Genomic DNA, 13,142 nt, shown 5'->3' with positions numbered 1-13,142 from the left:
ATTCGCCTCCTAAGTTTCCAAAGAAACAATTTAACTATATACCATTTTAAAATCATTTTTTCATCTTTACAAGTGAGAAAATCATGTTAAAATTAATTTAGTTTCCAAGGAAACCAAATGACAAGGAGGTTAACATTATGGAAAAAACCAAACTGAATTTCATTTTATATGTTGTCTGTATGAGTGCCTTACTCGGTTCCTTCGCTCAAAATATTTATACACCTATCTTGCCGATGATTCAAAATTCGTTTCATACTTCTCTTTATCTTGTAAATTTAACCGTTTCACTTTTCACATTCGTTCTTGCGGTTATGCAGCTCATATACGGACCTTTAATTGATACAAAGGGAAGAAAATCTGTCCTTATCCCTAGTTTAATCATTAGTACAATCGGCTCAATTGGTTGTGCTTTCTCACCAAACATTTACTTATTTCTATTTTTTAGAGCTGTTCAAGCTATAGGAATAGCGGCTATACCTGTAGTTGCAGCAACGATTATCGGTGATTTATTTGAAGGAAAAGAACGCGGAGAAGCGATGAGCCTTTATCAAATGTTACTTGCTCTCGCACCTGCAATCGGTCCTCTCATAGGTGGCTATCTCGGCAGTATAAATGGCCACTTATCTGTATTTCTTTTTTTATCTACAATTGGCATCATCTTATTAATTATAAACATTTCACTACTTCCAGAAACAAAACCAAATGTAATTGAGAAACCTAAAGCAAAAAAGAATTACTGGCTTATCTTAAAAAATAAAACTGGATTTTCCATTACACTTATTGGCTTTATTCAATTTTGTATATATTTCTGTTTCCTCGTTTTTTTACCTAGCATATTAACAAATATATTTCATCTAAGCGCAAGCGAAATTGGTCTTATGTTTGTACCGATGTCCCTTTCTCTTATGTTAGGAAGCTATTGCTACAAATTTTTGCAAAAACATTTCACAACAAAGCAGGCTTTATTCATCACTAGTTTCTTCAACATTATATGTGTCACTTTATTCTCTTTCACATATAGCATCAATACCCCATCCGTAATTATCGTTACCTCTTTATACGGTTTTAGTATGGGACTTTCTATGCCGACTCACACTACTTTATTAACGGAAGAATTCGTACAAGAACGCGCAACTGCCATCGGTATGTACAACTTCATTCGCTATCTTGGTATGGGTACAGGGCCTATTGTAGGTGGGTTTCTTTTATTTAATCAAAATTACTTTTGGATTTTCTTCCTAGGGGCAATTATATTTCTACTTATAATTTTACACGCAATGAAAATGCTACATTCCCATGCTGCACAAAGAGCTTAAGAGACCTATAGATGGTCTCTTAAGCTCTTTGATCAGCAACGATATGAATATCAATATACTTCGTTTGTCTCATAATTTCATTTACAATAGAACCTTTTCGTATTTCTTCCCACCGTGTTCTCGCCGATTGCCCAAGTAAAACTTGTGTCACCTGTAGTCTTTTTGCAACTTCAATAATAACATCAGCGGGCTTTCTTCCCTTTGCTTCTTCTAATACAAAGCTCGCATCAAATTGATTCGTTAGCGATTTCCATTCTTCAATCGTTTGCTTTTTGCCTGCTGAAATAGAATCTATATTTTCTCTTTCAACGTTTAACACATACAATTCAGCATTTAGCCGATCAGCCATGCGCCAACCTCTCCGTATTAATTTCTCTGCTGTTGAACTGTATTGTACACAAACGAGAATTTTTTCTTTCACACCGATCGGTTCTATTACTGTTTGGCTAATTTTCTCATCCATATCATCTGCAACTTCTCGAAGTGATAACTCTCTTAATGCCCCTAAATTATTTATCGTAAAGAAGTTTTGTAAGCTTTGCTGAATTTTTTCTTCCTTATATATCTTTCCATCTATTAATCTCTTCCGGAGTACCTCAGGTGTTGCATCAACAAGCTGAATTTCATTTGCTTTTTGTAAAATAAAGTCTGGAATACGCTCTCGTACTTTGACATTCGTAATTTGAGCTACAATATCATGAACGCTTTCTAAATGTTGAATATTAAACGCTGATAATACAGATATACCGGCATCTAACAATTCCTGCACATCCATGTAACGTTTCTTATTTTTCGATCCGGGAATATTACTATGCGCAAGTTCATCCACAACAACAATTTGTGGTGCCCGCTTTATAATTTCTTCTACATCAAGTTCATAAAATACTTTCCCTTTATAATCTATTTCTTTTAAAGGAACTTTTTCTAAATCAGCAATTGCTTCTTCCGTCTCTTTTCTACCGTGTGTTTCAATTAAACCAACTACAATATCAATACCGTCTTTTTTCATCTCTCTTGCATCAAATAGCATTTTATAACTTTTCCCAACTCCAGGTGCAGCCCCTACGTATAGCTTTAACTTTCCGCGATTTTGCTGCCGAATATATTCTAAATACTCTTCTGGCGTTCGCCTTTGAAACGTCGGTTTATAGTCATCCGCATACAAAACACTCACAACCTTTCTTTCGAAACAACGCTACCTCAATCCGTTAGATTGAGGTAGCACTGTTACTATTTCATTAATTTCTGCAATTCTAAATTTAGCTTTAAGACGTTTACACGATCCTCTCCAAATAAACCGAGTGCAGCTCCTTCTGTTTGATCCTTAATCAATTGATCTAGCTTTTCTTTCGGAATATTCGTTAATTTCGAGATGCGATCTACCTGTACAGAAGCCGCCTTCGGACTAATGTCAGGATCAAGCCCTGAACCTGAATTCGTCACTAAATCTATTGGTACTTCTGTAACTGGAATGGCCCGGTTTTGTTTCTTCCAGTCATCAATACTTTTCTCAACTCGTTTTGCTAAATCTGGATTAGACGGTGCATAGTTATTTGAACCAGATGCTTCTGCTTTATATTCTATACTAGAGACACGTCCATGAAAATAACGTGGATCTGTGAAATTTTGACCGATTAATTTTGAACCAACTACTTCATCTTTATCATTATATATAAGACTTCCATCCGCATTATCCTTCATTACCGCTTGCGCAATACCAGTTACAATAAGCGGGTATACGAGGCCGCACAAAACTAGAAATGTAAAAGTAATACGAATAATTGGTGAAAGTATACTTTGTTTTTTCGCCATCTTTTTTCCCCTCTTCCTTATATGAACAAGCCGACAATCATATCAATTACTTTAATTCCAATGAATGGAACGATAACTCCACCAAGCCCATAAATGAGTAAGTTTCGGCTAAGCAATGCATTAGAACTCATCGGTTTATACGCAATACCTTTCATCGCTAACGGAATTAGTAGTGGAATAATAACTGCATTAAATATTAATGCTGATAAAATCGCTGAAAGTGGCGATGTTAATTTCATAATGTTCAATGCTTCCATTTGCGGAATTGCTAATGTAAACATCGCTGGAATGATTGCAAAATATTTTGCTATATCGTTTGCAATACTAAACGTTGTTAACGCACCACGCGTCATTAACAATTGCTTACCAATTCCTACAACCTCAATGATTTTTGTTGGATTCGAATCTAGATCAATCATATTCGCTGCTTCTTTCGCAGCTGTCGTACCACTATTCATCGCTAATCCAACATCCGCCTGCGCTAATGCCGGGGCATCATTTGTACCATCACCTGTCATCGCTACAAGTTTCCCTTTGTCTTGCTCTGCTTTAATAACCGCAATTTTATCTTCTGGTTTACACTCAGCAACGAATTCATCTACTCCTGCTTCCTTTGCAATTGTTGCTGCTGTTAACGGATTATCACCTGTACACATAACCGTTTTAATCCCCATTTGGCGCAATTGTTCAAAACGTTCACGCATACCAGGTTTCACTGTATCCTTTAAATATATTAAACCGTAAATACGATTGTCTACTGCAACTACAAGTGGTGTTCCGCCTTCTTTTGAAATCAAATCTGCTTTTTGATTCACATCTTTTGGAATCATCCCGCCTTGCGATTGAACCCATTCAATCACGGCACCAACAGCACCTTTTCTCACTTTCGTTCCATCCTGTAAATCAACACCGCTCATTCTTGTTTCTGCTTTAAATGGAACAAATTCACCTTGTTCTGCAATTTCCCTATTATATGATATAGATTTCGTTTGTACATATTCTATAACAGATCGACCTTCTGGTGTTTCATCTAAAACTGAGCTAATCGCAGCCCATTTTCCTACTTGTTCAATCGTTTCATTTCCCACAGGGAGTAGTGTATGTGCCATACGGTTCCCGAAAGTAATCGTACCCGTTTTGTCTAAAATAATTGTATTAATATCACCCGCAGCTTCTACTGCTTTCCCTGACATTGCTAGCACATTAAACTTTGTCACGCGGTCCATCCCGGCAATACCAATCGCTGATAATAACCCACCAATTGTCGTTGGAATTAAACAAACTAACAACGCTACAAGTACAGCAGTATCAATTTGAAACCCTAGATAATTTGTGAAAATCGGCAACGTCACAACGACGATTAAGAAAATAAGCGTTAAACTCGTTAATACTGTATTTAAAGCAATCTCATTCGGCGTTTTTTGACGTGCAGCCCCTTCTACTAACGAAATCATTTTATCAATAAATGATTCACCAGGATTACTCGTAATTACAATTGTAATTTCATCACTTACGACCATCGTACCGCCTGTTACGGAACAAAAATCACCACCCGCTTCTTTTATAACAGGAGCTGATTCTCCTGTTATTGCAGATTCATCTACAGACGCTAATCCTTTAATTACTTCACCATCATTCGGAATCATTTCTCCTTGTTTTACAATAACAACGTCACCTTTTCTCAGATCAGTTGCTGAAACTTGAACAATGTCTCCATTTTCTTTTACAACGTTTGCAAACACATCTTTCTTCGATTGTTTTAAAGAATCGGCTTGCGCTTTACCACGCCCTTCAGCTAAAGCTTCTGCAAAGTTAGCAAATAAAACTGTAAATAATAGAATGAGAGAAACTGTTATATTAAACCACCCTGGTACACTACTAGAACTACTTGGAAGAAAGGATAAAATTAACGTAATGATAAATCCAATTTCCACAACGAACATAATCGGATTCTTTATCATTACTTTCGGATTCAATTTCGCAAAGGATTGTTTCATTGCATGTGTCACGATATCACGATCCATCGTTTTTGCTTGTCTAACCTCATCTTCTACAGCATGTATTTGTGATTCATTTACTCTTTTTTCTTTTACTACTACCGGTCTCATCATTTACCCTCCATTACTTCAATGTAAGAAATTCTGCAATTGGGCCAAGTACTAACATCGGGAAGAATGTTAACGCACCAACAATTACAATTGTTCCGATAAAGATCCCTCCAAATAAACCATTATCCGTACGGAATGTCCCGACTGTTTCTGGTACTACCGTCTTCTCTTTCAGTGAAGCTGCAACAGCTAGCATCGTAATTAAACTGAAATAACGTCCTAAAAACATAACTAAACCAGTCGTAATATTCCAAAATGGTGTATTGTCTGCTAAACCTTCAAATCCAGATCCGTTATTCGCAGCTGACGATGTATATTCATATACAACTTGCGTTAAACCGTGGAAACCTGAATGAGAAATTGCATCCGTTCCTAAGCTTGTTGAAAGAGCTAATGCTGAAAACCCTAAAATAAGCAATGGATGAAATAAAATCGTTACCGCAATCAATTTCATTTCCTTACCTTCAATTTTCTTACCTAAAAACTCCGGTGTCCGTCCAACCATTAAACCAGATATAAAGACTGCAATAATTGCATACATAATAATGTTCACAAAACCTGCTCCAACACCGCCGTATACTGTATTTAACATCATATTTACGAGTGGAACTAGACCACCAATTGGTGTTAACGTATCATGCATCGTATTAACGGCCCCTGTTTCCGCAGCTGTCGTTACTGTCGCATAAAGGGAAGAAAATACTGTTCCAAATCGGACTTCTTTTCCTTCTGTACTTCCTTGTACATGTTCGATACCCATTCCATTTAACACTGGATTTCCATGTAATTCAGATGTCGTAATCGTTATAAATCCTAGTAAAAACACCATGAATAGTGAAACGAAAAGGATGCGACCTTGTTTTTTATTTCCTACCATTCGTCCGTACGTAAATGGAAGTGCTGTTGGCAATAACATCATAAGCATCATTTGCAAAATATTACTCATTTGCCCTGGATTTTCAAAAGGATGTGTAGAGTTTGCCCCGAAAAATCCACCGCCGTTATTTCCAAGTTCTTTAATGGAAACGAATGATGCAACTGGACCACGTAAAATACTTTGTTTTGCCCCATCAATTGTCTGTGCTGTAACTGCCCCGTCTAACGTTTGTGGTACACCAAGTGCGACAAAGATTAGCGCTGCAACAAACGCAATAGGAAGAAATACTCTCGTTAAAGCTCTCGTAAAATCAACGAAAAAGTTACCAAGTTCTTTTCCAGCGAGCCCTCTTATAAAAGCCATAACGAGCGCTAACGTCGTTGCTGGTGCTGCAAACATTAAAAATGTAATCCCGATTAATTGTGATAAATAAGATAAGCCATTTTCACCGCTATAATGCTGTAAGTTTGTATCAGCCATAAAACTAATTGCTGTATTAAAAGCGAGCGTAGGCTCCATCCCTTCAATATGCGCTGGATTTAATGGCAATACGCCTTGTAATCTGAAAATGAAATATACGACAACAATCATAAATCCATTGAGTAAAACTAATGATAATGCGTACTGTTTCCACGTTTGATTGTATGCTTTTACACCCGTAATTTTAAAAATAAGTTTTTCAAAAGGCCCGAATACTTTATCTAGCGTTTTGCTACCTTGAAAAGCTTTTTCTAAATAAATTCCCGTTGGCTTTGCTACTAAAATAAACAAGAGCATTGTAATAACGACTGCAACCCAAATCATAATGAATGATTCCCCCTAATTAAAACTTCTCTGGATTTAATAATGCGTACACTAAGTACACCGTAATCGCTGCAACAATAACCGATAAGGCAATCATCATGATTGCTTCCCTTCTTTCACAACTTTATCTGACCAACTTGCAAGACTTGCCATCGATGCGACTAACCCAACAAAAATACCGATCATTACAACATCTAACATAACTACCCCTCACTTTTGTTAAATTTTACCATCTAGTTATCAAAAAAAGAACACTAAGCTCTACTTAGTGTTCGAAACGAACAACACAAAGTAAACCTCCTCTCTAAACGCTTACGAGGTTAGCTGTCGGATTCGGGCCTAAAGAGTAGCCCTACTTTCAAAATTGAAAGATTCACCCCAAGTGACAATGCACAAAATTGGTTCCCCCGCTCCATTTCTGGAACTCAGCGATTTTAGGTTTTTTTGGAAATTTTATGAATGATTTATGAGAGTAAATATACTCCTCTAAATTTAACTTGTAAAGGGGTAAATTACTGAAAATAAGAAAATATCCATCTATTTAAGCGTTTACATTAGTTGTTATTAATATTTTTTCATCTGTTTTCTCGTCTTTCCTTTCTTTTTCACAGAAATGATCTTTTAAATACGAAATAAAAAGAGCGAATTACATGAAGTGCATAGCTTGTTGCACTCAGCATTCGCTCTTTTTTCATTCAACCTTTATTCTCCACGCAAAAAAGCACGCAAATTTCTCCCTCGAATATAAACTTGTGATAATTCCGCATGTAACTGCTCATATTCGGTAATATCCGCCTCTAAATACAAAACATCTTTTGATGGTAATATAATATATGGACCTGGAAAAAGAGGATCGAGCACTACCAATTCGTGAACTCTCTCTACCGATATCGCCCAACGATTCGCTATATCTCCTAGTAACAACACTTTCATCTTCATTTCCCCCACCTTATTCAAAAAATAAAAAAGAAATATTATCACAGTTCGTAAACACTACAAATTTAGCTCCAATTGTTTCATAGAGCCTGGCCGGATAGCGTTTATTCTTTGTAACAACAGTAATAGGCGCTTGAAAAGAAAAACGAATGTGTTCTGTGAAGAAACTAACTATCGGAAGCTCATCCCCTAGTAAAATCACCTTCTTAATACGTGTGCAAATACTAGTAAAATCCTTCTCCTTATTACAGCTATAAGCTGATTCAAACCCATACTCTCTAACTTCAGCCGCTATCTCTTCATTGGCTGTAAAAATAATTAACTCATGCTGAAATGCTACTAGCTCTCTTAAACTCTTTACCTTGTTTTTTTCTCCAACACAAATAAGTGTTAGTTCCATGTACCTCATCCTCCTTAGCATAAAAGAACTCAAACATAGATTGATATTCTCCTATACTAATCAGACCGATGAAGTGATGTATCCATCATGGCACCGTCCTCTCTCAAGACGCTTACGAAGTTAGCTGTCGGATTCGGACTTTGAGAGTAGCCCTACTTTCAACATTGAAAGATTCACCCCTAGTGACGACGCACAAATTGGTTCCTCCGCTCCATACATTTGGACTCAGCGTATTACAAAAAATGTATTCTGGCTGATATATTACTCCTGTATTTGGAAAAAGTAAACACAAAAAAAGCCAGTTAACAAACTGGCTTCTCGTATCTTTATACATGCGTCTTATTCAATTTATATGCAAAATGATTCGTCGGCCCATGACCACTTCCAATATTCAATGGCTCTTCAATTGCTATACTAATAAATCGTTTTGCTTCTTGAACTGCCTCTTCCATCAAGTAGCCTTTCGCAAGTCCTGCTGTAACCGCTGAAGCAAATGTACACCCACTTCCGTGCGTTTGCTTCGAAGGAATTCGTTCACTTCTAAATTCAATAAACTGCTCACCATCAAAGAGTAAATCAATTACTTCATTACCTTGATATTCTGCATGTCCGCCCTTCATAAGCACATATTTAGCCCCTAATTCATGCAATACTTTTGCAGCTTCCTTACTACCTTCTACATTATGAATCTCCATTCCAGTTAACACTTCTGCTTCAGGAACATTCGGTGTGACAACAGTTGCTACTGGCAATAAATATTCTTTTAATGCTTGTACTGCTTCTTGTTGTAATAATGACGCACCGCCTTTAGCAATCATAACAGGATCTAGCACAATATTATTCCAGCCAAATTTCTTAATATGCTCTGCCACAATTTGAATAATTTCACTACTAAATAACATTCCCAGTTTCACAGCATCTGGCGTTAAATCCGTACCAATTGAATTCAGCTGCTCCGTAATCCCTTCTAAAGAAACAGGATATACCCCTTGAACGCCAAGCGTATTTTGAGCAGTAATTGCTGTAATAGCCGTCATTCCATACACACCAAGCTCTTGGAATGTTTTTAAATCCGCCTGAATCCCAGCGCCGCCTCCGCTATCAGACCCTGCAATTGTTAAAGCTTTATTCACTTTCATCCCACTCATCCTTTTCTACCCAAAATAGCGATGATAAATTGTTTTCGCTTCGCTTATATCTTTCGTGCCATGTACAAGTACACGGCCATCTTTAAAAGCAACTAATCTCTTTTCTTCAACCGAAAATGATAATAAATATGGATTTACATTCAAATCATTCACGCGATCATTCAGCAATTTTTTATATTGTTCAAAATCCATTTCCTCTTTATGAGGTGGTCTAATTTGAACTGTATTTCTCCCGCATAACACTGCTGTTTTTGAAGTGTTTTCCTTATTTAAATATGGATATACTGCCTGTTCACCACACGATAGACAATTATGTTTACGAAGCTTTCGCACATTCATACATGAATATTCATTTTTCCATACATCAAATGATACAAGCCCATCTCGAAGCGAGTCATAATCTTCTACTAACAGTTTAAGTGTTTCCGTTACTTGATGAGAAACGACAAGAGACACAGCAGGCGATATAATCCCCGCTGTATCACATGTCGCTCCGCCAAGCGGAATCGATTGTAATAAACAAGATAAACATGGCGTTTTTCCTGGAAGAATAGTATAAGAAAGACCGTAACTCCCTACACATGCCCCATAAACCCATGGAATAGAATATTTTCGCGATATATCATTCACAATGAAACGTGTTTCAAAATTGTCAGTCGCATCGATGATTACATCAACATTTGTAACGAGTTCTTCCAACTCTTCAGCCGTTACATCCTGAACGAGAGCTTCTACTCTTACTTCACTATTAACCTCTTCTAGACGTTTTTTTGCCGCTACAGCCTTCGGAAGATTATTCTCTACATCACTCTCTGCATACAATTGTTGTCTTTGCAAATTACTCCAATCGACATAATCACGGTCAACAATTGTTACTTGACCAACGCCTGCTCTTACAAACATCTCTGCGTTTGCACTACCTAATGCGCCTGCACCGATAATAAGTACATGCTTTGTCCTTATCTTTTGTTGCCCTTCTTCCCCAATTGGAGAAAATAGCTCTTGGCGAGAATATCGATTATTCAACTACGCTCATTCCTTCTAAAGGACTACTTGCTGTTGCACAACGTTTACGTGCAATACGACCTGCTTCAAACCCTAATCGTCCTGCCTCAATACCTAATTTCATTGCATATGCCATTTTAATAGGATCGTTCGCTCCAGATACTGCAGTATTTAATAACACACCATCTGCTCCTAATTCCATTGCAAATGCTGCATCAGCTGGACTACCAATACCAGCGTCAACGATAACTGGTACTGTCGCTTGTTCAATAATGAAACTTAAATTTAATGGATTTACAATACCAAGCCCTGAACCAATCGGTGATGCTCCTGGCATAATCGCGTGTACACCAAGTTCTTGTAATTTACGAGCTAATACAACATCATCAGATGTGTATGGTAGAACGATAAATCCTTCTTCTAGTAACATTTCAGATGCCTTTAACGTTTCTACTGGATCAGGTAATAACGTTCTATCATCACCAATAACTTCTACTTTTATCATGTCACAAAGTCCAGAAGCTTTTGCTAATTTTGCAATACGAACAGCTTCTTCAGCATTTTTTGCTCCTGCTGTATTCGGTAATAACGTATATTTTTTCACATCAAGTTTCTCTAATAAATTAGGCTGCTTCGCATCGAATATATCCATACGACGTACTGCGAATGTTAAAATCTCAGCCTCAGAAACATCAATTGCCTTTTGCTGCACATCAAAATCAGGGAATTTCCCTGTTCCTAATAAAAGTCTAGAATGAAATGAAAATTGTCCAATGTTTAACATAATCAACCGCCTCCTACGAAAGTTACAATCTCAATTTGGTCCCCATCAAAAACAGATGTATCGTTATGATCATCTTTTTGTAAAATATTTTTATTACGTTCTACTACAACAATTCTGTTATCTAACTCTAAATGTGTAAGTAGCCCAGCTACTGTTTTCACACTCTCTGGTACTTCAATTTGGTTACCATTAATTTTTAAATTCAAACTTCCATCCCCTTTCTAAACCGTTTTAGAAAGCAATGAATCTAGCAAGTGATTCTCCTGCTTTCCTTCTATTAAATCAGCCATATACTGACCAGAAACAGGACTTAATAAAATGCCGTTTCGATAATGTCCAGTACAAGCATATAAACCTTTTATTTCTTCATGCTCTCCCATATAAGGAGCTTCATGATTAGACTGCGGTCTTAACCCAGCCCACGTACTTTCCCATTCTGCTTCTTTTAAAGCAGGCAATATTGTATACGCACGCTCTAATATGGAAGTAATACTTTCTGGTTGTACAGATTTATTAAATGTATGAGGCTTCATCGTTGCCCCAATCACATAACGGCCACCGCGCTTCGGCGTAATATAAAACCTCTCCTGGAAAATAGGAGCTCTCAACAGAGGTTTCCTGCTTCTTACTGCAACAACCTCCCCCTTAACAGGATATGTACCCCAATCACTCTGAAAATAATGTAGCAATTTCGTACTCCATGATCCTCCGGCGATAACGACTTTTTCACATGTGATTACACCTTCGCTTGTCACAATTCCAGTCACTTTATTATTTTCAATACGAATATCAAACACTTCTGTTTGTTCATATATATCAGCTCCGGAAATTGCTGCAGAATGTGCGAATGCTTTCGTAAGCTCTGGTGCAATAACTTGACCATCTTTCGGATAATATACCGCCCCTATAATTGACTCGGAAAGAAACGGCTCTTTTTCCCGTAAATGGTCCCCCGTTAGAAATCGGGAATCTTCACCTGTTTTCTGCTGCCAATCCATAATATGAAGAATTCTTTTCTTCTCATCTTCATTTTGAGCGATGCGATAAATGCCCTTTTCTTCATACCCAATATCGATGCCTGTTTTTTCACGTAAAACTGCTGCAAGTTGTGGAAATATAGCACGGCTTTCTCTAGCAAGCTCAAACAACGGATCATATGCATCCCATTCTGCCTGAACACCGAGCAAACCAGCAGCTGCTTTCGAAGCTTCAGATGCGATTCTTTGCTTCTCTACAATCGCTACTTTATGCCCTCTTTCTGCTAGAAAGTGTGCAACTGAACTACCAATTACACCTCCGCCAATAATCGCTACATCATACTTCTTACACATGTTTTTCCGCCCACTTTCTTATTGATTCCTTATAAGATTTCGCCTTGCTATACGGATTACTACTGCTTATAATCCCGGACATAACAGCAATGCCACTTACACCATTTGCAAGAACATCACCTGTATTTTCAGGGGTAATCCCACCAATTGCAGTTATTGGTATGGATAAACAACTTGCCATATGAGCAATTTCTTCTAATCCTCTCGCTGGCACACCTTTTTTACAATCTGTCGGAAATACATGACCATAAACGAGTGAATTTGCTCCATTTTTAAATGCTACTATCGCTTCATCTAGCGAATGTACTGAATAACCGACATGCAAATAAGAAAACTTTTCTTTTACTAACCTTACATCTGCGCTTCGATATCCTAGCTGAACACGCGGAATATTTAATAGAATAGCAATATCAATTCGATCATTTATCACTATCTTCGATGCTGGAAAGCCTTTCCCCAAAAGACTTTCCACACCTTCATACAATTCCTTCGTACTTTTCTCACGCTCACGAATATGCAAATAATCGATCTCACTCTCAATTTGCATCGCTACATTCACTAACTCTTCGAATGGCATATGGCCATTTGAGATTACATGGAGCTCATTTTTCATATTCATTC

15 protein-coding genes and 2 riboswitches are annotated in these 13,142 nt (G+C 37.4%); of the genes, 1 reads left to right on the top strand and 14 read right to left on the bottom strand.

Features of this window, described 5'->3' with window-relative positions; translation table 11 throughout:
* The first annotated feature begins 137 nt into the window (after positions 1-137).
* Entirely contained in the window at positions 138-1,316 is a 1,179-nt protein-coding gene (locus tag JFT95_RS02215) for an MFS transporter (protein WP_201051265.1), read from the top strand.
* A 19-nt stretch (positions 1,317-1,335) separates the two neighbouring features.
* On the opposite strand, the gene kdpDN is transcribed toward JFT95_RS02215, so the two are convergent.
* The 14 genes from kdpDN to tenI form a co-directional block, all read right to left on the bottom strand.
* On the bottom strand, positions 1,336-2,490 hold the full coding sequence (kdpDN, locus tag JFT95_RS02210; RefSeq protein WP_087946251.1) for a KdpD-like non-kinase potassium sensor: 1,155 nt from the start codon (positions 2,488-2,490) through the stop codon (positions 1,336-1,338).
* A 56-nt stretch (positions 2,491-2,546) separates the two neighbouring features.
* A complete protein-coding gene (gene kdpC, locus JFT95_RS02205) occupies positions 2,547-3,128 on the bottom strand; it encodes a K(+)-transporting ATPase subunit C (protein ID WP_002125346.1) in 582 nt (193 codons plus the stop codon).
* 17 nt (positions 3,129-3,145) lie between these two features.
* Positions 3,146-5,236, bottom strand: a complete 2,091-nt coding sequence (kdpB, locus tag JFT95_RS02200; protein WP_201051263.1) for a potassium-transporting ATPase subunit KdpB — start codon at positions 5,234-5,236, stop codon at positions 3,146-3,148.
* A 13-nt stretch (positions 5,237-5,249) separates the two neighbouring features.
* Positions 5,250-6,917 carry a potassium-transporting ATPase subunit KdpA gene (gene kdpA, locus JFT95_RS02195; protein ID WP_061675211.1) on the bottom strand — a complete coding sequence of 556 codons (1,668 nt, stop codon included), beginning with the start codon at positions 6,915-6,917 and terminating at the stop codon, positions 5,250-5,252.
* A gap of 19 nt (positions 6,918-6,936) precedes the next feature.
* Positions 6,937-7,017 carry a K(+)-transporting ATPase subunit F gene (gene kdpF / locus JFT95_RS02190; protein WP_000972378.1) on the bottom strand — a complete coding sequence of 27 codons (81 nt, stop codon included), beginning with the start codon at positions 7,015-7,017 and terminating at the stop codon, positions 6,937-6,939.
* Entirely contained in the window at positions 7,014-7,118 is a 105-nt protein-coding gene (locus JFT95_RS02185) for a SipW-dependent-type signal peptide-containing protein (protein WP_000887888.1), read from the bottom strand. The genes kdpF and JFT95_RS02185 overlap by 4 nt, the downstream gene beginning before the upstream one ends.
* A gap of 94 nt (positions 7,119-7,212) precedes the next feature.
* Positions 7,213-7,358: riboswitch (cyclic di-AMP (ydaO/yuaA leader) on the bottom strand.
* A 261-nt stretch (positions 7,359-7,619) separates the two neighbouring features.
* A complete protein-coding gene (locus JFT95_RS02180; protein ID WP_016101779.1) occupies positions 7,620-7,850 on the bottom strand; it encodes a hypothetical protein in 231 nt (76 codons plus the stop codon).
* A gap of 16 nt (positions 7,851-7,866) precedes the next feature.
* Entirely contained in the window at positions 7,867-8,253 is a 387-nt protein-coding gene (locus tag JFT95_RS02175) for a hypothetical protein (protein ID WP_002010661.1), read from the bottom strand.
* A 93-nt stretch (positions 8,254-8,346) separates the two neighbouring features.
* Positions 8,347-8,494, bottom strand: a riboswitch (cyclic di-AMP (ydaO/yuaA leader).
* A gap of 85 nt (positions 8,495-8,579) precedes the next feature.
* A complete protein-coding gene (gene thiD / locus JFT95_RS02170) occupies positions 8,580-9,392 on the bottom strand; it encodes a bifunctional hydroxymethylpyrimidine kinase/phosphomethylpyrimidine kinase (RefSeq protein ID WP_374101542.1) in 813 nt (270 codons plus the stop codon).
* Between the two features lie 15 nt (positions 9,393-9,407).
* The gene (locus tag JFT95_RS02165) at positions 9,408-10,427 is read right to left on the bottom strand and encodes a thiazole biosynthesis adenylyltransferase ThiF (RefSeq protein ID WP_201051258.1); all 1,020 of its coding nucleotides are present in this window, start codon (positions 10,425-10,427) and stop codon (positions 9,408-9,410) included.
* On the bottom strand, positions 10,420-11,190 hold the full coding sequence (gene thiG, locus JFT95_RS02160) for a thiazole synthase (protein ID WP_002186754.1): 771 nt from the start codon (positions 11,188-11,190) through the stop codon (positions 10,420-10,422). The genes JFT95_RS02165 and thiG overlap by 8 nt, the downstream gene beginning before the upstream one ends.
* A gap of 2 nt (positions 11,191-11,192) precedes the next feature.
* A complete protein-coding gene (thiS, locus tag JFT95_RS02155) occupies positions 11,193-11,396 on the bottom strand; it encodes a sulfur carrier protein ThiS (protein WP_201051256.1) in 204 nt (67 codons plus the stop codon).
* Positions 11,397-11,411: 15 nt separating this feature from the next.
* Positions 11,412-12,521 carry a glycine oxidase ThiO gene (gene thiO, locus JFT95_RS02150; protein WP_201051254.1) on the bottom strand — a complete coding sequence of 370 codons (1,110 nt, stop codon included), beginning with the start codon at positions 12,519-12,521 and terminating at the stop codon, positions 11,412-11,414.
* Positions 12,514-13,134 (bottom strand): thiazole tautomerase TenI, encoded by a 621-nt coding sequence (gene tenI / locus JFT95_RS02145; protein WP_201051253.1) that lies wholly within the window; start codon positions 13,132-13,134, stop codon positions 12,514-12,516. The genes thiO and tenI overlap by 8 nt, the downstream gene beginning before the upstream one ends.
* Positions 13,135-13,142 lie beyond the last annotated feature (8 nt).

It is taken from the genome of Bacillus sp. TH17, from assembly GCF_016651125.1.
Lineage (GTDB): Bacteria > Bacillota > Bacilli > Bacillales > Bacillaceae_G > Bacillus_A > Bacillus_A mycoides.
The sequence above is the reverse complement of the archived record's forward strand: the minus strand, read 5'-3'. Positions and strand labels throughout refer to the sequence as shown.

Bases quoted from the DNA above. Each gene is read 5' to 3' on its own strand.
- thiG (WP_002186754.1), bottom strand. From the start codon at position 11,190: ATGTTAAACATTGGACAATTTTCATTTCATTCTAGACTTTTATTAGGA.
- kdpB (WP_201051263.1), bottom strand. From the start codon at position 5,236: ATGAGACCGGTAGTAGTAAAAGAAAAAAGAGTAAATGAATCACAAATA.
- tenI (WP_201051253.1), bottom strand. From the start codon at position 13,134: ATGAAAAATGAGCTCCATGTAATCTCAAATGGCCATATGCCATTCGAA.
- JFT95_RS02175 (WP_002010661.1), bottom strand. From the start codon at position 8,253: ATGGAACTAACACTTATTTGTGTTGGAGAAAAAAACAAGGTAAAGAGT.
- kdpA (WP_061675211.1), bottom strand. From the start codon at position 6,917: ATGATTTGGGTTGCAGTCGTTATTACAATGCTCTTGTTTATTTTAGTA.
- JFT95_RS02180 (WP_016101779.1), bottom strand. From the start codon at position 7,850: ATGAAAGTGTTGTTACTAGGAGATATAGCGAATCGTTGGGCGATATCG.
- JFT95_RS02185 (WP_000887888.1), bottom strand. From the start codon at position 7,118: ATGTTAGATGTTGTAATGATCGGTATTTTTGTTGGGTTAGTCGCATCG.
- thiO (WP_201051254.1), bottom strand. From the start codon at position 12,521: ATGTGTAAGAAGTATGATGTAGCGATTATTGGCGGAGGTGTAATTGGT.
- thiD (WP_374101542.1), bottom strand. From the start codon at position 9,392: ATGAAAGTGAATAAAGCTTTAACAATTGCAGGGTCTGATAGCGGAGGC.
- kdpC (WP_002125346.1), bottom strand. From the start codon at position 3,128: ATGGCGAAAAAACAAAGTATACTTTCACCAATTATTCGTATTACTTTT.
- JFT95_RS02215 (WP_201051265.1), top strand. From the start codon at position 138: ATGGAAAAAACCAAACTGAATTTCATTTTATATGTTGTCTGTATGAGT.
- kdpF (WP_000972378.1), bottom strand. From the start codon at position 7,017: ATGATGATTGCCTTATCGGTTATTGTTGCAGCGATTACGGTGTACTTA.